This window comes from Stenotrophomonas sp. Marseille-Q4652 (genome assembly GCF_916618915.1).
Classification (GTDB): Bacteria; Pseudomonadota; Gammaproteobacteria; order Xanthomonadales; family Xanthomonadaceae; genus Stenotrophomonas.
Genome location: NZ_CAKAKE010000001.1, coordinates 497989 through 518532, shown reverse-complemented (window position 1 = coordinate 518532; position 20544 = coordinate 497989). Strand labels below are relative to the sequence as shown.

13 protein-coding genes and 1 tRNA gene are annotated in these 20544 nt (G+C 67.0%); 4 read left to right on the top strand and 10 right to left on the bottom strand.

The features are described 5' to 3' along the window. The first annotated feature begins 172 nt into the window (after positions 1–172). Complete coding sequence (locus tag LG380_RS02340; RefSeq protein ID WP_225763431.1) at positions 173–2944, top strand: alpha-1,6-glucosidase domain-containing protein; 2772 nt, start codon at positions 173–175, stop codon at positions 2942–2944. A 4-nt stretch (positions 2945–2948) separates the two neighbouring features. Then, positions 2949–5018 carry a glycoside hydrolase family 97 protein gene (locus LG380_RS02335; protein WP_225763430.1) on the top strand — a complete coding sequence of 690 codons (2070 nt, stop codon included), beginning with the start codon at positions 2949–2951 and terminating at the stop codon, positions 5016–5018. A 62-nt stretch (positions 5019–5080) separates the two neighbouring features. Here the strand turns inward: LG380_RS02335 and LG380_RS02330 are convergent, their stop codons facing one another. Then, a complete protein-coding gene (locus tag LG380_RS02330) occupies positions 5081–5302 on the bottom strand; it encodes a hypothetical protein (RefSeq protein ID WP_225763429.1) in 222 nt (73 codons plus the stop codon). Positions 5303–5507: 205 nt separating this feature from the next. Then, positions 5508–7121: an alpha-glucosidase gene (locus LG380_RS02325; RefSeq protein WP_225763428.1), complete on the bottom strand. Its 1614-nt coding sequence runs from the start codon at positions 7119–7121 to the stop codon at positions 5508–5510. A gap of 363 nt (positions 7122–7484) precedes the next feature. Here LG380_RS02325 and LG380_RS02320 point away from each other — a divergent pair, with 363 nt between their 5' ends. Both LG380_RS02320 and LG380_RS02315 read left to right on the top strand, forming a co-directional pair. Further along, positions 7485–10235, top strand: coding sequence for a TonB-dependent receptor (locus tag LG380_RS02320; protein WP_225763427.1), 2751 nt, complete (start codon positions 7485–7487; stop codon positions 10233–10235). 217 nt (positions 10236–10452) lie between these two features. Further along, a complete protein-coding gene (locus tag LG380_RS02315; RefSeq protein ID WP_225763426.1) occupies positions 10453–11016 on the top strand; it encodes an isochorismatase family cysteine hydrolase in 564 nt (187 codons plus the stop codon). 89 nt (positions 11017–11105) lie between these two features. On the opposite strand, the gene pnp is transcribed toward LG380_RS02315, so the two are convergent. From pnp to LG380_RS02275, 8 genes are all read right to left on the bottom strand, one after another. Beyond that, positions 11106–13214 (bottom strand): polyribonucleotide nucleotidyltransferase, encoded by a 2109-nt coding sequence (gene pnp / locus LG380_RS02310; protein ID WP_225763425.1) that lies wholly within the window; start codon positions 13212–13214, stop codon positions 11106–11108. A gap of 200 nt (positions 13215–13414) precedes the next feature. Continuing rightward, entirely contained in the window at positions 13415–13675 is a 261-nt protein-coding gene (gene rpsO, locus LG380_RS02305; RefSeq protein ID WP_225763424.1) for a 30S ribosomal protein S15, read from the bottom strand. 160 nt (positions 13676–13835) lie between these two features. Next, positions 13836–14747: a tRNA pseudouridine(55) synthase TruB gene (gene truB / locus LG380_RS02300; RefSeq protein ID WP_225763423.1), complete on the bottom strand. Its 912-nt coding sequence runs from the start codon at positions 14745–14747 to the stop codon at positions 13836–13838. A 110-nt stretch (positions 14748–14857) separates the two neighbouring features. Next, complete coding sequence (gene rbfA / locus LG380_RS02295) at positions 14858–15253, bottom strand: 30S ribosome-binding factor RbfA (protein ID WP_225763422.1); 396 nt, start codon at positions 15251–15253, stop codon at positions 14858–14860. A 72-nt stretch (positions 15254–15325) separates the two neighbouring features. Then, positions 15326–17962 (bottom strand): translation initiation factor IF-2, encoded by a 2637-nt coding sequence (infB, locus tag LG380_RS02290; RefSeq protein ID WP_225763421.1) that lies wholly within the window; start codon positions 17960–17962, stop codon positions 15326–15328. A 95-nt stretch (positions 17963–18057) separates the two neighbouring features. Continuing rightward, complete coding sequence (nusA, locus tag LG380_RS02285) at positions 18058–19569, bottom strand: transcription termination factor NusA (protein ID WP_225763420.1); 1512 nt, start codon at positions 19567–19569, stop codon at positions 18058–18060. 4 nt (positions 19570–19573) lie between these two features. After that, a complete protein-coding gene (gene rimP / locus LG380_RS02280; RefSeq protein WP_225763419.1) occupies positions 19574–20164 on the bottom strand; it encodes a ribosome maturation factor RimP in 591 nt (196 codons plus the stop codon). 206 nt (positions 20165–20370) lie between these two features. After that, positions 20371–20447, bottom strand: a tRNA-Met gene (locus LG380_RS02275). Positions 20448–20544 lie beyond the last annotated feature (97 nt).

Here is a 20544-nt window from a genome sequence, read left to right as displayed (position 1 = left end):
TGTGGACTGCGGGATGCCGGGCCATGGTAGAGGCCGCTCACCAGCGGCGCACGTTCGACGCATACGTATTCAATGCCTTGCAATCGGGCCGGATCACGAGCGTGCGTGCCTATAGTGTTGCCCCCCGTGCCCCGGCACGGACGAACAACCCGCAGCATCCCGGGAGGGGACAATGCGACACCGCACCCACGCCAGCTCGCGCTGGCGCCTGCGACCGTGCGCCCTGCACGCCGCCGCGCTCGGCCTGGCCCTGCTGCCGGCGGCCACACTCGCCGCCACGTCGCTACCACTGGCCGACTGCGACCGCGGCCCGGTGCAGGTGCTCGCCGCCGACCGTCATGGCCCGGACGAGGCCCGCGCGATCTGGCTGGACCGCCACACCCTGCGCTGGCCGGGTGCCCAGACCGCAACCCGATACCGTCTCTACCACGCCCCCCGCGGTGGCATCGTCGCCCTGCCCGGCAGGCGTGTGCGCGGCCATGCCGGCGTGCTGGAACTGCAGCCGGCCGGAGGCGGGGACGAAGGCGTACACCGACGCTTCGCCCATGTCGGCGAAGGGCCGCAACTGCAGCTGTCGATCGATGACGGGCGCCTGCGCGAACTGCATCGACAGGCGCTGGTGCTGGTGGCAGAGGACGCCGCCGGCCGGGTAGTTGCCGCCACGGCGGTGCAATCCCCCGGCGCGCTGGATGACCTGTATGCGGCCGCGACCGAAGCGAGCGGGCTGGGCGCAATACCAGCCGCCGGCAGCACGACGTTCGGCCTGTGGGCACCGAGCGCGCAGGCGGTTTCGGTGTGCGTGCATGCCGACGGCGAGGGCCCTGCCCTGCGACGGCTGCAAGCCAGCGTCGATCCCGCCACCGGCATCTGGCATGCGGAGGCCGGCGCCGACCTTCGCGGCAGTTACTACACCTGGCTGGTGGAGGTGTACGTGCGTGGCCACGGAATGGTCCGCAATCGCGTCACCGATCCATATTCGGTCAGCCTTGGCGCCGACTCACGCCGCAGCTTCATCGCCGACCTCGACGATCCCGCGCTCAAGCCCGCCGGCTGGGAGCAAGCCCCGCGCCCGGCACCGCTGCCGTCGCAGACCGACATGTCGATCTACGAACTGCACGTGCGCGATTTCTCGATCGGCGACAGCAGCGTGCCGGCCGCCCATCGCGGCAGGTACCTGGCCTTCACCGATACCGGCAGCGCCGGCATGGCACACCTGCGCGCCCTGAAGGACGCCGGACTGACCGACGTGCACCTGCTGCCGGTCTACGACTTCGCCAGCGTGCCCGAGCGTGGCTGCAGTACCCCACAGGTGCCGGATGCGGCGGCCGACAGCCCGGCGCAGCAGGCCGCGGTGATGGCCGATGCCGCCGGCGACTGCTTCAACTGGGGCTACGACCCGTACCACTTCAATGCCCCGGAAGGCAGCTACGCCACCGACCCGTCCGATGGCGCCGTGCGGATCCGCGAGTTCCGCGCAATGGTCATGGCCCTGCATGGCATGGGCCTGCGCGTGGGCATGGACGTGGTCTACAACCACACCTTTGCCGCCGGCCAGGACGAGCGCTCGGTGCTGGACCGCATCGTGCCCGGCTACTACCACCGGCTTGATGCCGCGGGGAATGTCGAGCAGAGCACCTGCTGCGAGAACACCGCCACCGAGCACGCGATGATGGCGCGGCTGATGATCGACTCGGCCGAACTGTGGGCGCGCCACTACCGCATCGACTCGTTCCGTTTCGACCTGATGGGCCACCAGCCGCGTGCGGCGATGGAGGCCCTGCAGCGTCGCGTGGATGCGGCCGCCGGCCGTCCGGTGCAGCTGATCGGGGAAGGCTGGAATTTCGGCGAGGTGGTCGACGGCAAACGCTTCGTGCAGGCCTCGCAGCTGTCGCTGGCCGGCAGCGGCATCGGCACCTTCAGCGACCGCGGACGCGATGCGCTGCGTGGAGGCAGCCCGGGCGACAGCGGCCGCGACAAGGTGGCGCGACAGGGCTGGCTCAACGGCCTGGTCTACGCGCCCAACGCGGACGCCGATCCCGCGCTCGGTCACAAGGAGCTGCTGGCTGCAGCCGACCTGGTCCGGGTCGGCCTGGCCGGCACGTTGCGCGACTACGTGTTCACCGCCGCCGATGGCCGCCAGCTGCCACTGCACGAGCTGGACTACAACGGCCAGCCGGCCGGCTATGCGGCCGCACCGGGCGAGGTGGTCAACTACGTCGAGAACCACGACAACGAGACGCTGTTCGACCTCAACGCCTACCGCCTGCCGCTGGGCACCCCGGCGCACGAGCGCGCCCGCGTGCAGGTGCTGGGCATGGCCACCACCGCGCTGAGCCAGGGCGTGGCCTACTTCCACGCCGGCATCGACACGCTGCGATCGAAGTCGATGGACCGCAACAGTTTCGACTCCGGCGACTGGTTCAACCGGCTGGACTGGACCTACCGCGACAACTTCTTCGGCACCGGCCTGCCGCCGGCCAGCGGAAACGAAAAGGACTGGCCGTGGATCGCGCCGCGCCTGGCCGATGCGTCAATCAGGCCGTCGTCGGCGGACATCGCCTTCGCCCGCGATGCGCTGCGCGACCTGCTGCGCATCCGCGCCAGCTCAGCGCTGTTCCGCCTGCGCGATGCCGGCCAGGTCAACGCACGGCTGCGCTTCCCCAACAGCGGCCCACGGCAGAACCCGCTGGTGATCGCCGGCCATCTCGACGGACGCGACCTGGAAGGCGCGAACTTCGCCGAAGTGCTGTACCTGCTCAACGCCTCGCCCGAAGCGCAGGTAGTGGAACTGCCAGGCGAATCCGGCAAGCGCTACCGCCTGCATCCGGTCCACCTGTCGCCGACCGCCGCCGACCCGCGTCCGCGCGAGCAGGCACGGCACCATCCCTCGCGCGGCCGTTTCAGCGTGCCACCACGCACCGTCCTTGTTTACGTCCTGGAGTAAGCCCATGAGCCATCGCTCTCCTGCCCCGCACCGCCGGCCGTCGTGGCCCTTGGTCGCCCTCTTGCTGGCCTGGGCCGCTGCCTGGCCGGCGGCTGCTGAAACCCTGGCGCGCATCAGCTCGCCGGGCGAGGTGCTGACCTTGGTGCTGGAAGCCCAGCACGAGAACCGCCCGGCCTACCGCATCGAGCGCGCCGGCCAGCCGGTGATCGCCCCCTCGCGGCTGGGCTTCCTGCTCGGTGACGGGCGGCTGGAACGCAACCTGGAGTTCGTCGGCCAGTCGACCCGCAGCGTCGATGAAACCTGGGAGCAGCCCTGGGGTGAGCGCCGCCAGACGCGCAACCACTACAACGAGCTGCGTGCCAGCTTCGCCGAGCGTGGCGACGGCCGGCGCTTTGACGTGGTGTTCCGCGTGTACGACGACGGCGTCGGCTTCCGTTACGAATTCCCGCAGCAGAAGGCGATGCAGCAGGCACGGATCCGTGCCGAGCTGACCGAGTTCGCCATCGCCCAGCCCGCCACCGCGTGGTGGATCCCGGCGTTCGAGTGGAACCGCGAGGAATACCTGTACACCCGCACCCCCCTCAACCAGATCGGCACCGCGCAGACCCCGCTGACCCTGCGCACCGACAGCGGCGTGCACGTCTCCATCCACGAGGCCGCGCTGGTCGACTACGCCGGCATGAACCTGGCCCGGGGTGACGGTGACGTGCTGCGTGCGGCATTGACGCCCTCCAGCGAGGGCGCGGCAGTGGTGCGCAAGCTGCCGTTCAACACCCCGTGGCGCACGATCCAGATCGCGGCCGAGGCCGCCGGACTGGTCGAATCGAGCCTGATCCTCAACCTCAACGAGCCCAATGCCATCGGCGACATCAGCTGGTTCACCCCGGCCAAGTACGTGGGTGTGTGGTGGTCGCTGCACCTGGAGACCGAGACCTGGGCCACCGGCCCGAAGCACGGTGCCACCACCGCCAACACCCGCCGCTACATCGACTTCGCCGCCGACAACGGCTTCCGCGGCGTGCTGGTGGAAGGCTGGAACCCGGGCTGGGACGGCGACTGGTTCGCCAATGGCTGGGGCTTTGACTTCACCCGCTCCACTGCCGACTTCGACCTGCCGGCGCTGGCCCGCTATGCCGCCGGCAAGGGCGTGCACCTGATCGGCCACCACGAGACCGCTTGCGCGGTCAGCCACTACGAGCGCCAGCTGCCGGCCGCGCTGGATCTGTACGCGCGCAACGGCGTGGACGTGGTCAAGACCGGCTACGTCTGCGACGCCGGTGACATCCAGCGCCAGGACCGCGCCAATGGCCCGGTGGTGCGCGAGTGGCACGAGAGCCAGTGGATGAGCAACCACCACCTGCGCGTGGTGCAGGCCGCGGCCAAACGCAGGATCGCGATCAACGCGCACGAGCCGATCAAGGACACCGGCCTGCGCCGCACGTATCCGAACTGGGTCTCGCGCGAAGGTGCGCGCGGCATGGAGTTCGCCGCCTGGGCCGATCCGCCGAATCCGCCGGAGCACGAGGCCACCCTGGTGTACACCCGCATGCTGGCCGGGCCGATGGACTACACCCCGGGCATCGTCAGCCTGCTAGGCCGCAACGGGCAGAAGCTGCGCAGCACGCTGGCCAAGCAGCTTGCGCTGTACGTGGTGCTGTACAGCCCGGTGCAGATGGTGGCCGACCTTCCCGAGCACTACGCAAAGCAGCCGCAGGCCTTGCAGTTCATCCGCGACGTGGCAGTGGACTGGGAGGAAAGCCGGCTGGTCGATGGTGCCGTGGGCGAATACGCGGTACTGGCACGCAAGGCGCGTGGCAGCGAGGAGTGGTTCCTCGGTGCTGTCGGTGACAACCAGCCGCGCCAGCTGCAGGCCGCCCTGTCTTTCCTGGCGCCGGGCCAGCGCTACCGCGCCGAGATCTACCGCGATGGCGAGGGTGCCAACTGGGAGAGCAACCCGTTTGCCTTCGTCCACGAGACCCGCGAGGTGACCCGTGATGACAGCCTGGCGCTGCCGATGGGCGCCGGCGGTGGCGCGGCGGTGCGTTTGGTCCCGCTTCCAGCGCAGCCGCACTGAACCTTCCACCAACGATCCGGTGTTCCCCATCCCGCGCCCCATGGCGCGGGATTTTTTTGCTCTCAGCGCGCCACGGCCGCTGCCGGCCGCCAGCCCAGCAGGCGTGCGGGCAGCTGCACCAGCGCGGTCAGCAGGGCGAATACACCGCCCAACGTGATGCCGACCAGGCGCAGCGGCAACGACAGCAACCAAAGCAGCGGCCATGCCATCAGTGCCAGCACCGCAAGCGGCCAGCACAGCACGAACAGGATGCACCAGGCCAGGAACACCAGCAGCAGCTTCATTTCCATCTCCAGTGTGTCAGCGCGACCGAGCATGCTGCCGGCAACCGGCCGCTACAACAGCGGCGCGACGGAACCGCGGATGCGGCGATGAACCGGACGCCGCTGGCGATGGATCGCGGACGCCTGCACCGGACAAGGCGCACGCTGCGCCGGAAAGGACGAAGGGCCCCGCAGGGCCCTTCGCATCAACAACCGTGGGACGGGATCAACCGGCAACCAGGCAAAGCACGCCATGGCCCGGCAGCGCCGCCACATGCCCCTGCAGCTGGCCATTGGCCTGGCCCGGAACCGGCAGCACGTTCCACGTCCCGGCCGGAGCTGCCTGCTGCACGGCCCCGGCCGACAGGTTGAACAGCATCAGCAGCTTCTGCCCGTCGTGCTCGCGCACGAAGCCGAGCACCGGCTCGGGCAGTTCGATGAACTCAATCGACCCCAGGCGCAGCGCCGGCTGCTGCGCACGCCAGTGCATGAACTGGCGGAACGCCTGCAGCACCGAGTCTGCCACGCCATCCTGCGAATTCACTGACAGCGGCAGGTGTTCGTCCGGCACCGGCAGCCACGGCGTGGCCTGGCTGAAGCCACCGTTGTCGCTGCCATTCCACGGCATCGGCGTTCGGCATCCATCGCGACCCTTGAAGTTGGGCCAGAAGGTGATGCCGTAGGGATCCTGCAGCTTCTCGAAGGGCACGTCGGCCTCGGGCAACCCCAGTTCCTCGCCCTGGTAGATGCACACCGAACCGCGCAGCGAGCAGACCATCGCCGCGAGCATCTTCGCAAAGCCCGGCGTCTGCGCGCCGCCGCCCCAGCGGGTCACCGCACGCTGCACGTCGTGGTTGGAGATCGCCCAGCACGGCCAGCCTTCGGTCATCGCCGCTTCCAACCGCGAGACGGTCTCGCGGATGTAGCCGGCGCTGTAGTCGTCGACCAGCAGCTCGAAGCTGTAGCCCATGTGCAGGCGGCCGCCGGAGGTGTATTCGGCGGTGGTGGCCAGCGAGTCCTCCGAGGAGATCTCGCCCAGGCCGACCGCGCCCGGGTACTCGTCCATCAACGCGCGCAACTGCTGCAGGAACGGCAGGTTTTCCGGCTGCGTGTTGTTGAAGTAGTGGTACTGGTAGGCGTACGGGTTGTCCGGGCTGAAGCCGCGACCCACGCGCTTGTCCGCCGGCTTGGGCGGGTTGTCGCGCAACTGTGCGTCGTGGAAGCAGAAGTTGATCGCATCCAGGCGGAAGCCATCGACGCCGCGGTCCAGCCAGAAGCGCACGTTGTCCAGCGTGGCCTTCTGCACGTCCGGGTTGTGGAAGTTCAGGTCAGGCTGGTCGACCAGGAAGTTGTGCAGGTAGTACTGCTCGCGCCGCGGCTCCCACTGCCATGCACTGCCGCCGAACAGCGACAGCCAGTTGTTGGGCGGCGTGCCGTCCTCGCGCGGGTCGGCCCACACGTACCAGTCGGCTTTGGGATTGGTGCGGTCCTGGCGGCTTTCGCGGAACCAGTCGTGCTCGATCGAGGTATGGCTGAGCACCTGGTCGATCATCACCTTCAGGCCAAGCCGATGCGCCTTGTCGAGCAGGCGGTCGAAGTCGTCCAGGTTGCCGAACAGCGGATCGACGTCGCGGTAGTCGGCGATGTCATAGCCGAAGTCGGCCATCGGCGACTTGAAGAACGGCGAGATCCAGATCGCGTCCACGCCCAGCGAGGCCACGTAATCGAGGCGATCGATGATGCCGGGCAGGTCGCCCACGCCATCGCCATTGGTGTCCAGGAAGCTGCGCGGATAGATCTGGTAGATGACGGCACCGCGCCACCAGGGTTGTTGCGTCATGGATGCCCCCCTCCGGGCCAAAACAGGCGCTCGTCGGCGCCGCGGCAATAGGTTAGCGGCGGCACCTTGGTGACCGCCCTGGTTGCATACGTATTCACTGCACGGGCCCACTCAGGATGGCCGCGACTGTCCTGCAGCCACGATGGCGGACATCGCCCGGGCCGCAACCCGCCGCATCGCGCGTTCTTCCCCGTGGAAAACGCTTTGAATACGTATGCAGTGCACTCAAGCCGCAAAGGCCGCCGCTTAACATGTGCGCGCCGCGCCATAGGAATGCGGGGCGATCCTGCATCCGCACGGACGTCTTACAACACAACACAGATTCCGGATTCGAAAGAATCCCAACATTGCCTGGGAGGGAAAATGTTGAACCTCAAACGCAGCGCACTCAGCGTGGCGCTGACCGCCATCGTGTCGCCGGGCTGGGCCGTCGCCCAGTCCACCGAAACCACCACTGGCCAGGGCGCCGTCGACCTCGACACCGTCCAGGTCACCGGCATCCGTCGCGGCATCGAGAGCGCGATCTCGGTCAAGCGTGACGCCACCTCGATCGTCGAGGCCGTCTCCGCCGAGGACATCGGCAAGCTGCCGGACGTGAGCATCGCCGAGTCGATCGCCCGCCTGCCGGGCCTGGCCGCACAGCGTGTTGCCGGCCGCGCCCAGGTGATCAGCGTGCGTGGCCTGTCGCCCGACTTCGCCACCACCCTGCTCAATGGCCGCGAAATGGTCAGCACCGGTGACAACCGCAGCGTCGAGTTCGACCAGTACCCGTCGGAACTGATCAACGGCGTGACCGTGTACAAGACCCCGGACTCCGGCCTGATCGGCCAGGGCCTGTCGGGCACGCTGGACATGCAGACCGTGCGTCCGCTCAGCTTCTCCGAGCGCGTGATCTCCGTCAGCGGCCGCTACCAGAAGAACTCGCTGGGCGAAGCCGCCGGCGTGGATCCGTACGGCAACCGCATCAACGCCAGCTACATCGACCAGTTCGCCAACGGCACCATCGGCCTGGCCATCGGCTATTCCCACTCGGACATGGCCAAGCAGGAAAACCAGGTCGGCCTGTACGAGCCGTGGCAGGCCATCGGTGATGGCTGGCGCCCGGGCGTTGCGGAAGGCACGTTCTATTCGGACGGCATCAAGGCTCTGCGCCGCACCGGCAATGCCAAGCGCGATGGCGTGATGGCCACCCTGCAGTTCCGTCCGAACAACACCTGGACGAGCACACTGGACGGCTTCTACACCGATGCCGAGGAATACGACACCGCCAACCAGATGGAAATCCGCCTGGGCGACTTCAACGGTGGCTATGACCGCCTGCAGGTCACCAACCCGGTGATCAACGGCAATGGAACCTTCGTCGGCGGCGTGGCCAACAACGTCTATCCGCTGGTGCGCGGCATGTACAACCACCGCGAGGACAACATCAAGGCGCTGGGCTGGAACAACGAATTCAACTTCGAGAAGGTCCGCGTCATTGCCGACGTCAGCTGGTCCAAGGCCGAGCGCGACGAGCTGAACCTGGAAAACAACCTGCAGCTGCTGCCGGCCCCGCAGCTGGATTCGGTGACGGTGAACTTCGACGGCGGCAAGTTCCCGCAGTTCACCCCGGGCCTGGACTACTCCAACCCGGCCGACCTGTACCTGACCAACACCATCTATGGTTCGGGCTACGGCAAGACTCCGCACGTGGACGATGAGCTGAAGGGCTTCAAGCTGATGGCCAGCTTCGCCGCACCGGAAGGTTTCTCCTGGTTCTCCGACATCGACGTGGGCGTCAACTACGCCGATCGCAGCAAGAACAAGACCCAGGCCGAAGGCAACATCAACGTCGGCGCACAGGGTGACACCAGCATTGCCGCCGACCTGCAGTACGCCCCGGTCAACCTCGGCTTTGCCGGGGCCGGCGTGATCCCGGCCTGGAACGTGCCGGCCGCGGTCGCCCGCTACATGGTGTTCAACCCGACCACCACCGAGAGCTACCTGATCCCCAAGCAGTGGACCGTGGACGAGGAAATCACCACGACCTTCCTGCGCGCCAACATCAGCACCCAGATCGGCTCGATCCCGGTGCGCGGCAATATCGGCATCCAGGCCCAGCACGTCGACCAGTCCTCGCACTCGAACTACTGGGATGACTCGCAGCCGGTCGGCAGCCAGGTCATCCCGGTCAACAAGGGCAAGACCTACACCGACTTCCTGCCCAGCCTGAACCTGGCCTTCGAACTGCCGGCAGAGAACACCGTGCGCTTCGCCCTGGCCCGCCAGGTTGCACGTCCGCGCGTGGACGAACTGCGTGCGTCGCTCGAGTTCTACGTGGACGAGAGCACTGGCATCCCCGGCGCCAGCGGCGGCAATCCGGAAGTGGATCCGTGGATCGCCAATGCGGTCGACCTGTCCTGGGAGAAGTACTTTGGCAACAAGGCCTACGTGGCTGCTTCGTTTTTCTACAAGGACCTGAAGACCTACATCTACACCGAGAAGCGCGACGGCTACGATTTCACCAACCAGGTAGCCGAATGGCTGAAGGTTGAAGGCAACGCCGAGAAGTTGAGGGCGCCGATCCAGTCCACCGGCTACTACACCGCCCCGTTCAACGGCAACGGTGGCAGCCTGCGCGGCCTGGAGCTGACCGCTTCGCTGCCGCTGGACCTGTTCACCGATGCCCTGCGTGGCTTCGGCGTGGTCGCCAGCGCCGGCTTCAACGACAGCGACATCAGCATCCTGCCGGACCCGGCCACCACCTCCTCGGTGGGCAGCGATCCGATCATGTTGCCGGGCCTGTCCAAGCGCGTGTACAACTTCACCGCCTACTACGAGAATAGCGGCTTCGAAGTGCGCGTGAACCAGCGCAAGCGTTCGGACTTCATCGGTGAGATCGGCAACTTCAACGGTGCGCGCACCCTGCGTTACGTCGAAGGCGAGGACGTGGTGGACGCCCAGATCGGCTACACCTTCGCCGATGGCAGCTCGCTGCAGGGCCTGAGCATCTTCCTGCAGGGCAGCAACCTGACCAACTCGATGTACAAGACCTACGCCGAGACCAAGGACCGCCCGCTGGAATCCGTCGAATGGGGTCGCAGCTACCAGATCGGCGTGAACTACAAGTTCTGATCGCTGGCTGCAACGCGTAAACCCGAGCCCGCTGCCCTTGGCAGCGGGCTTTTTTTGTGGGTGAGTGCCCGGGCGCCCCCGCGGAACGAAGACAGATTCGCCACGGGTCGCCGCCGTCCGCATTGACCCCGCGGCCACATCCGACCGTCGACACTGGCTGCCCCGGCCGCCCTGCCCGGCCTGCAACCCGCGACCACTGCGAGCACGAGGAAGCGCGATGCAACCGCGATCGGATACCGCCCTGTTGATCGTGGACATGATCAACCTGTTCGACTTCGAAGGTGGCCGGCCACTGGCCGAGGCGGCTGCGGCCATTGCCCCGCGCATCGCCCGCCTGCGCCAGCGCTTCGACGATGCCGGCGCGCCCACGCTCTACGTCAACGACAACTTCGCCAACTGGCGGGGGGAGTTCCGCGACCTGCTCGGCGCCTGCCTGGAGGCCGAGGGGCCGCCCTCGGAGATCGTCCGCCACCTGGCGCCACGTGCGCACGACTACTACGTACTCAAACCCAAGCACTCCGGTTTCCTCGGCACGCCGCTGGCGATCCTGCTGGCCAAGCTGGGCATGCCCCGTCTGGTGCTGGCCGGCCTGTCGACGGACTCCTGCATCCTGGCCACCGCACAGGGCGCGAACATGCGTGAGTACGACCTCTGGGTGCCGAGCGACTGCGTGGCGGCCATCTCGCCCGAACGCTCGACGCGGGCGCTGAAGCTGATGGCCGCCTCGATGCATGTGCGCACCCGCTCCAGCCGGGCGACCAGGGAGCTGTTCCCGGACTGAGCGGGATACCCAGCGGGCAGATCCGTCCCGAGCGGGCAAAAAAAAGCGGGCCGAAGCCCGCTTTTTTCTGGATCCAGTCCGGGATCGGCTTATTCGGCCGAGGCACCCTCGCCTTCTTCCACGGCCTTGATCGACAGGCGGATACGGCCCTGCTTGTCGACTTCCAGCACCTTGACCTTGACCACGTCGCCTTCCTTCAGCTTGTCGCTGACCTTCTCCACGCGCTCGCTGGAGATCTGCGAGACGTGCACCAGGCCGTCCTTGCCCGGCAGGATGGTGACGAACGCACCGAAGTCCATGATCTTGGCGACCTTGCCTTCGTAGATACGGCCCGGCTCGACGTCCGAGGTGATCTGCTCGATGCGGCGCTTGGCTTCCTGGGCGGCAGCATTGTTCACCGAAGCAATGGTGATGGTGCCGTCGTCCTGGATGTCGATCTGGGTGCCGGTTTCCTTGGTGATCGCCTGGATCACCGAACCGCCCTTGCCGATCACTTCGCGGATCTTGTCCGGGTGGATCTTGATGGTCAGCAGACGCGGCGCGTAGTCGCTCAGCTCTTCGCGCGGCGCGGTCAGGGCCTTGGCCATTTCGCCCAGGATGTGCAGGCGACCCGCCTTGGCCTGTTCCAGCGCCTGCTTCATGATCTCTTCGGTGATGCCTTCGATCTTGATGTCCATCTGCAGCGCGGACACGCCTTCGGCAGTACCGGCAACCTTGAAGTCCATGTCGCCCAGGTGATCTTCGTCACCCAGGATGTCGGACAGGACCACGAAGCGGTCGTCTTCCTTCACCAGGCCCATGGCGATACCGGCCACCGGGGCCTTCACCGGCACGCCGGCGTCCATCAGGGCCAGCGACGAGCCGCACACCGAGGCCATCGACGAGGAGCCGTTGGATTCGGTGATTTCCGACACGACGCGGATGGTGTACGGGAACTCTTCCAGGGTCGGCATCACGGCCAGCACGCCGCGCTTGGCCAGGCGACCGTGGCCGATCTCGCGGCGCTTCGGCGCGCCGAAACGGCCGCACTCACCCACCGAGTAGGGCGGGAAGTTGTAATGGAAAAGGAAGTTTTCCTTGTACTCACCGGAGACGGCGTCGATGACCTGGCCGTCACGGGCGGTGCCCAGGGTGGTGACCACGATGGCCTGGGTCTCGCCACGGGTGAACAGCGCCGAGCCGTGGGTGCGCGGCAGCACGCCGGCCTTCACCGAGATCGGGCGCACGGTGTCCAGGGCACGGCCGTCGATGCGGACCTTGGTGTCCAGTACCGAGTCACGCATGGTGCGGTATTCCAGCTCGCCGAATTCCTTGCCCAGCTCGGCCGGGTTCCAGCCTTCGGCGGCAACTCGCTCGGCCAGGGTCTCCATCGCGGCCTTCTTGACCGCGGCGATGGCGTCGCGGCGCTCCAGCTTGTCGCGGATCTGGAAGGCAGCAGCCAGCTGGGTGCCGACCACGTCCTTCAGGGCGGTGACCAGCGCTTCGTTCTTGGCCGGGGCGACCCATTCGCTCGGCTTGATGCCGGCTTCGGCGACCAGCTCGTTGATCGCGTTGATGACCTTCTGCATCTCGCGGTGACCAAAGGTCACGGCGCCGAGCATCACTTCTTCGGACAGCAGCGCGGCTTCGGACTCGACCATCAGCACGGCGTTGGCGGTACCGGCCACGACCAGCTCCAGCTGCGATTCCTTCAGCTCTGCGGCGGTCGGGTTGAGGATGTACTCGCCGTTCTTGTAGCCGACCTTGGCAGCGCCGATCGGGCCCTTGAACGGGGTGCCTGCCAGCGACAGGGCAGCCGAGGCGCCGATCAGGGCCGGGATGTCACCGTCGATTTCCGGGTTCAGCGACATCACCGTGGCGATGATCTGGACCTCGTTCTTGTATTCCTCGGGGAACAGCGGGCGGATCGGACGGTCGATCAGGCGGGAGATCAGGGTCTCCTTTTCAGTCGCACGGCCTTCGCGCTTGAAGAAACCACCCGGGATGCGGCCACCCGCGTAGAACTTCTCCTGATAATCGACGGTCAGCGGGAAGAAGTCCTGGCCTTCGCGCGCGCTCTTGGCGGCAACGGCAGTGACCAGCAGCACGGTGTCGTCCATCTTGACGATGACGGCGCCGCTGGCCTGGCGGGCGATCTCGCCGGTCTCAAGCGTGACGGTGTGCTTGCCGTACTGGAAGGTTTTGGTGATTTTTGCCACGAGGGGTTTCCTTGGATGATGCTTTCTTCGAATGGACCGTTGCCGACCCTTGCCGCCAACGGGTGACCGGAACGATTCCGGCCGTGTCTGGGTGTGCTGCGTGTCGGGGGTGTTGCGTACTGCCTAAAACAAAACCGCAGCGCATCGCTGCGCCGCGGTGGGTACTGGGGCGCATCGCTGCGCCGCGGTGGGTACTGGGATTAGCGGCGCAGGCCGAGCTTCTCGATGAGGGCCTTGTAGCGCTCGACGTCCTTCTTCTTCAGGTAGTCGAGCAGGCTGCGACGACGGTTGACCATCTGCAGCAGGCCGCGGCGGCTGTGGTGGTCCTTCTTGTGGGTCTTGAAGTGGCCGGTCAGCAGTTCGATGCGGGCGGTCAGCAGGGCGACCTGGACTTCCGGGGAGCCGGTGTCGTTGGCGCCGCGCTTGTTATCTTCAATGACCTTCTGGGTGTCGATCGACATTGGGAATTTTCTCTGTGATGCGTGGCCGGCAGGAACGTGCATTGGACGCACCGCGCAGCTCGCCGTGAAATGAAGTTGTCCGCCGGACGGTGGACGGCCCGATATTGGGCCGCGAAATTGTACTTGCCGGGGCCCCGCCGGACAAGGCGCGGCTGTTCATTCAGAGGTTGAACAGGCGCTGCGGAGCCAGCAGCCCGGTGTCGTCCACCTGCCCCAGCCCCAGTTCCGGCCCGTCGGCCTGGAACACCGCGGCGGTGCCGGCGGTCCAGCCCGGCCCACGCAGGCGCTGGCCCATCCGGAAGCGGCGGGCCTGGCTGTCATCCAGTTCGATCCGCTGGAACCCGACCAGGCCGGCCGACAGCGGCAGCAGCCGTGCCATCAGGGCCTCCTCCCCGCCCTGCTCCAGGGCCTGCTCCAGCGCGGCCAGGGTCACCATCGGCGCCTCCCGGAACGGATCCACCCACAGCCGTCGCAGCCCGGCGATGTGGGCGCCGCAGCCCAGGGTCTCGCCCAGGTCGCGGGCCAGGCTGCGGATGTAGGTCCCCGATCCGCACGTCACCCGCAGCGATAGCCGCTCCGGCTGCTGCTCCAGCACCTCGATGGAGTGGACCTCGACCTCGCGCTCCGGTGCCTCGATGGCCTCGCCACGGCGGGCCTTCACGTAGAGCGGCTCGCCGCCCTGCTTGAGCGCCGAATAGATCGGGGCCCGCTGGCGGATCCGGCCCTGCAGCGGAACCAGTGCGGCGGCCAGGGTGGCTGCGTCGATGGGCGGCACCGGACGGGTACGCAGCACCTGGCCGTCGGAGTCGTCGGTATCGGTGGTCGCGCCAAGTAACACCTCGGCGTCATAGGCCTTGGCCGAACCCAGCAGCAGGCCGGCGATCTTGGTTGCCTCGCCAAAGCACAGCGGCAGCATGCCGGTGGCCAGCGGATCAAGGCTGCCGGTGTGGCCACCCTTCTCGGCACGGAACAGGCGCCGGGCAAGCTGCAGCGCGGCGTTGGAGCTCATGCCGGTGGGCTTGTCCAGCAACAGGATGCCGTCCAGGCGGCGGAAGGAAATTCGGGGTGCCATGGGTTCGCTTGGATGGGCGCCCGCAGGCGCTGCCGGATCAGGCCGGCCCCGGCGCCGCAACGGATTGCGCACGCCCTACAGGACAACAGCCCTTGCGGGCTGTCGTGTTGTTACTCGGACGCCTCGTCGTCGTCGGCCTGCCGGCGCTTTTCCGCCGCCACGGTGTCGGGCAGGTCGCGCAGCAGGTTGTCGATGCGCTCGCCACGGTCGACCGAATCGTCGTAGTGGAAATGCAGCTCCGGCACATGACGCAGCTTCATGGCCCGCGCCAGCGCAGTGCGCAGCTCGCCGGCCAGCTCCTTCAGCCCGGCCATTGCCTCGGCCGAACGCTCGGGCATCAGCGCGGTGACGAACACCTTGGCATGGGCCATGTCGCGGGTGACCTCGACATCGGAAACGCTGACCGACGGCAGCCCGTGCTCGCGCACGGCGGCATGCACGATCGTGCCCAGGTCGCGGCGGATCTGGGCGGACACACGGTCGGTACGATGGAAAGTCTTGGGCACTGGGAAACTCGTATTGGGAAGCGATGTTGCGGCAGGACCGGCACGCCTGACGGCGCGCCGGCCATTCCTGCATTACAGGGTGCGCTGGACCTCGATGCGCTCGAAGCACTCGATCTGGTCGCCCACCTTGACGTCGTTGTAGGCCTTCACGCCGATACCACACTCGGTACCGTTGCGGACCTCGTCGACGTTCTCCTTGAAGCGACGGAGCGATTCCAGCTCGCCTTCGAACACCACCACCGAGTCGCGCAGCACGCGGATCGGCTTGTTCCGCTTGACCACGCCCTCGACCACCATGCAGCCGGCGACCGCGCCCAGCTTGGAGCTGCGGAACACGTCGCGGACCTCGGCGGTACCGATGATCTCTTCGCGGATCTCCACGCCCAGCAGGCCGGAAGCCACCTGCTTCACCTGGTCGATCACGTCATAGATGATCGAGAAGTAACGCAGGTCCACGCCATTGGATTCGATGATGCGGCGGGCCGAAGCGTCGGCACGCACGTTGAAGCCGATGACGGTGGCCTTGGAGGCCACGGCCGAGTTGGCGTCGGACTCGGTGATGCCGCCCACGCCGGAGTGGATCACGTTGATCCGGATCTCGTCGTTGGACAGCGCGGTCAGCGCCTGGCTCAGCGCCTGCACCGAACCCTGGACGTCGGCCTTGATCAGCAGGTTCAGCACCTGCTGGCCTTCGCCCTTGCCCATCTGCGCCATGATGTCTTCCATGCGGCTGCCCGCCGAAGCCACCAGGCGCGACTCGCGCCGCTTGGTCTCGCGCTGCTGCGCAACTTCCTTGGCCAGGCGCTCGTCGTCGACGACCACGAAGTCGTCGCCCGCATCCGGCACGCCGGACAGGCCCAGCACCTGCACCGGGATCGACGGGCCCGCTTCGGCCGGCTGCTTGCCGGTTTCGTCGAACAGGGCGCGCACGCGGCCATACTGGATGCCGCACACCAGGTAGTCGCCCTTCTTCAGGCTGCCCTGCTGGACCAGCACCGTGGCTACCGGGCCGCGGCCCTTGTCCAGCGAGGATTCGATCACCACGCCGCTGGCGCGGCCGGTGTTGACGGCCTTCAGCTCGAGCACTTCGGCCTGCAGGCTGATCGCATCCAGCAGGTCGTCGATGCCCAGGCCGGTCTTGGCCGAGATCTCGACCATCTGCACGTCACCACCGAATTCCTCGGCCACGACCTGCTCTGCGAGCAGCTCGTTCTTGACGCGCATCGGGTCGGCCGACGACTTGTCGATCTTGTTGATGGCCACCACGATCGGCGCGTTGGCGGCGCGGGCGTGCTGGATGGCTTCCTTGGTCTGCGGCATGACGCCGTCGTCGGCCGCCACCACCACCACCACGACGTCGGTGATCTTGGCGCCACGGGCACGCATCGAGGTGAACGCGGCGTGGCCCGGGGTGTCGAGGAAGCTGATGACGCCCTTCGGGGTTTCGACGTGGTAGGCACCGATGTGCTGGGTGATGCCGCCAGCTTCTCCCGTGGCGACCTTGGTGCGGCGGATGTAATCCAGCAGCGAGGTCTTGCCGTGGTCGACGTGGCCCATGATGGTCACCACCGGCGGACGCGACACGGCTTCGCCGGCCTCGGTGTCGGTGATCGCCAGCAGTGCGTCTTCGGCATCGTTGCTGGAAGCACGGGTCACCTTGTGGCCCAGCTCCTCGGTCACCAGCGCGGCGGTGTCGTGGTCGATGGACTGGGTGATGGTGGCCATCACGCCCATCTTGAACAGCGCCTTGACCACCTCGCCGCCCTTGAGCGCGAGCTTCTGCGCCAGGTCGGCCACGGTGATGGTCTCGCCGATGGCGACCTCGCGCACGACCGGGGCGGTCGGACGCTCGAAGCCGTGGCTGCCGGCGCCGCTGCGCGACTGCTGTTCGTTGCCACGACGGTTGTTGTTGCTGCCCGGGCGACCGGTCGGCCGGCCACGGTTGTTGCTGTTGCCACGACGCGCGCGGTCGGCCGCCGACAGGTGCAGCTGGCCGGCGAAACGGTTGCCACCGTCGTCATCCGAACCATGGGTGCGACCCTTCGGCGCCTTGTGCGAGGCACGGTCATCGGCGCGCGGCGGGGCCGAACGCGGGGCGGCCGGGGCAGCGGCACGGGCCGGACGCTCGACTTCGCGCACTTCCGGTACCGGACTGGCGGCGGCAGCGGTCGCAGCCGCTTCGGCCGCCTTGCGGTCGGCCTCGACGCGGGCGCGCTCGGCTTCTTCGTCCTGGCGCTTGCGCTCGATTTCCTCGGCACGCTGGCGATCGATCTCGGCCAGGCGGCGCTGCTCTTCCAGGTTGCGCTGGCGGGACTCTTCCAGCTTGCGCAGGATTTCCGCACGCTCGTCATCCACCGAAACAGCCTTCGGACGGACGGCATCGGACTCGGCCGTCTTCACGTAGGTGCGCTTCTGGCGCACCTCCACGTTGACGGTGGTCTTGCTACGTCCGGCGTTGACGGTCACTTCCTGCAGCTTGCGCCGGTTCAGCGTGATCTTCTTCGGCGCGGCCTCGGCCTCGTCGGCGGGCTGCTCGCCCTTGCCGTGGGTGCGGCGGAGGAAGCCGAGCAGCTTCATCTTCTCGGTGCTGGTCACGACCTGGTCGGGACCGCTGAACTTCATACCGGCCTCGGCCAGCTGTTCCAGCAGTTTTTCGACTGGCGTGTTGACCAGTGCGGCAAGCTTGCGGATGGTGGTTTCCTGCGACATTCGGATCCTATGATCTTGTTGGCGCCCCCCCGGCGAAAGCGAAGGCAGCGCGGATTCTAAGCCCTGAACGGGTCAGGGCGCTGTTCATCGCTGACTCATTCGCCGCGCTCCAGGCGGGCGATCTCCTCGGCGCGTGCGGCCAGCACCAGGGCGGCGGCGCGCTCCAGGTCCAGGCCTTCGATGCCGAACTCGAGGATTTCGTCGGCAGCCAGATCCGACAGGTCCTCAGAAGTACGTACGCCGTGGGCGGCCAGGGCGTAGGCGGTGGCCTCGTCCATGCCTTCCAGGGCAAGCAGGTCCTCGGCCGGCTCGCCGCCGTCCAGACCTTCCTCGGCCGCCAGCTCCTCGTTGAGCAGTGCGTCGCGGGCGCGGGCGCGCAGTTCCTCGACGATGTCCTCGTCGAAGCCTTCCACGGCCAGCAGTTCGCCGACCGGGACGTAGGCGATTTCCTCGACCGTGTTGAAGCCCTCGGACACCAGGATGCCGGCGATTTCCTCGTCCACTTCCAGCTTGTCCATGAACAGCTGGCGGGCGACGGCCTGCTCGGCCTCGGACTTGGCGGCAACCTGGTCCTGGGTCATCACGTTGAGCTGCCAGCCGGTCAGGCGGCTGGCCAGACGCACGTTCTGGCCGCCCTTGCCGATGGCCTGGGCCAGGCGGTCCTCGGCCACGGCCAGGTCCATCGAGTGCTTCTCTTCGTCGACGATGATCGACTGCACTTCGGCCGGGGCCATCGCGTTGATGACGAAGTTGGCCGGGTTCTCGTTCCACAGCACGATGTCCACGCGCTCGCCATTGAGCTCGTTGGACACGGCCTGCACGCGCGAACCACGCATGCCGATGCACGCGCCGATCGGATCGGTGCGGGTGTCGTGGGCCAGCACGGCGATCTTGGCGCGGTCGCCCGGATCACGCGCACAGGCCTTGATTTCGACCAGGCCCTGGCCGACTTCCGGCACCTCGAGCTTGAACAGCTCGATCATGAATTCCGGGGCGGCACGGCTGATGAACAGCTGCGGGCCACGCGGCTCGGAGCGCACTTCGGCCAGGTAGCCGCGCACGCGGTCGCCAGCGCGCAGCACGTCGCGCGGGATGCCCTTGTCCTTCGGGATGAAGGCCTCGGCGTTGCCGCCCAGGTCGACGTAGATGTTGCCGCGCTCGACGCGCTTGACCACGCCGGTGACCAGTTCACCGACGCGATCCTTCCACGCATCGACCACCTGCTGGCGCTCGGCCTCGCGCACGCGCTGCACGATGACCTGCTTGGCGGCCTGCGCGGCGATGCGACCGAAGTCGGGGTTCTCGATCTGCTCTTCGATGTAGTCACCGACTTCCACGCCCTCGGCTTCGTCGATCGCATCCATCAGGCGGATCTGGCGGTCGGGTGATTCCATCACCACGTCATCGGCCACCACTTCCCAGCGGCGGAAGGTCTCGTAGCTGCCGTCCTTGTGGTCGATGGCCACGCGGGCCAGCACGTCCTGGTCGGGATAGCGCTTCTTCGCCGCCGACGCCAGTGCGGCCTCGATCGCCTCGAAGATCACTTCACGCGGCACGCCCTTTTCGTTGGCGACTGCGTCAACTACCAGCAAAAGTTCCTTGCTCATTGGCTCACTCCGCGCGCGGCTTCTTTGCCGCCGGATCGTTGGTTGGTTTCTTGCCAGCCTTGCCGTCCCGCTTGGGGGCCGGCCCGGTGGGCTTCTGGGGTGCCAGACCGAGCGCTGCCCAGTCCGGAATGATGCGTGCCTTGTCGATGTTGTCGAAGGCGGCCACCAACGGCTTGCCGTCGACATCGAAGGTAATGGTGCCCTGCTCCGCATCGACCGCGTCGATACGGCCCTGCAGGCGGCGACGGCCATCCTGCGGCAGCTTCAGGCCGACCTTGACGGACTCGCCGAGGTGACGCTCGAACTGCTCCAGGGTGAACAGCGGACGGTCCACGCCGGGCGAGGACACTTCCAGCGTGTAGTTGCCGCTGATCGGGTCCTCGACGTCCAGCTGCGCGGACACTTCGCGACTGACGCGTTCGCAGTCGTCGATGTTGACCACGCGCTCGGGCTGTTCGTCCAGCGGCACGTCGATGTAGAGGCGCAGCGTGGCGCCGCCCGGGGCCGGAAGGTATTCCGCGCCCAACAGCTCGAGCCCCAGTGCCTGCACGGTGGGGCCCAGCAGATTCGCGATTTCAGTAGCCTTGTCGCTCACGGCCTGCCTTGTTTCTTTGAATGGAGACTGGCACTACCCAGCCGGATTTTCCGCCTTCCGGAAACAACAAAGGGCCCGCTGGGCCCTTGTCCGGTACAACTCCGGTAATCTGGATTCCGGTGCAAGAACGGGAACATATCGTCCTTGCGAGCCCAGCTTTCCGAATCTTCGCCGCACTTCCGGAGAAGTGCGGCGCGACTCAAAGCTGGTAGCGGGGGCAGGATTTGAACCTGCGACCTTCGGGTTATGAGCCCGACGAGCTGCCAGACTGCTCCACCCCGCAGCAGAAGCGGAATTATGAGGTAACGGCGCGAATATTGCAAGCCCCGGAAACCTCTTTCTCGTTGATTCCGTAGTGGAACCCGCGAAGGAAGGACGGC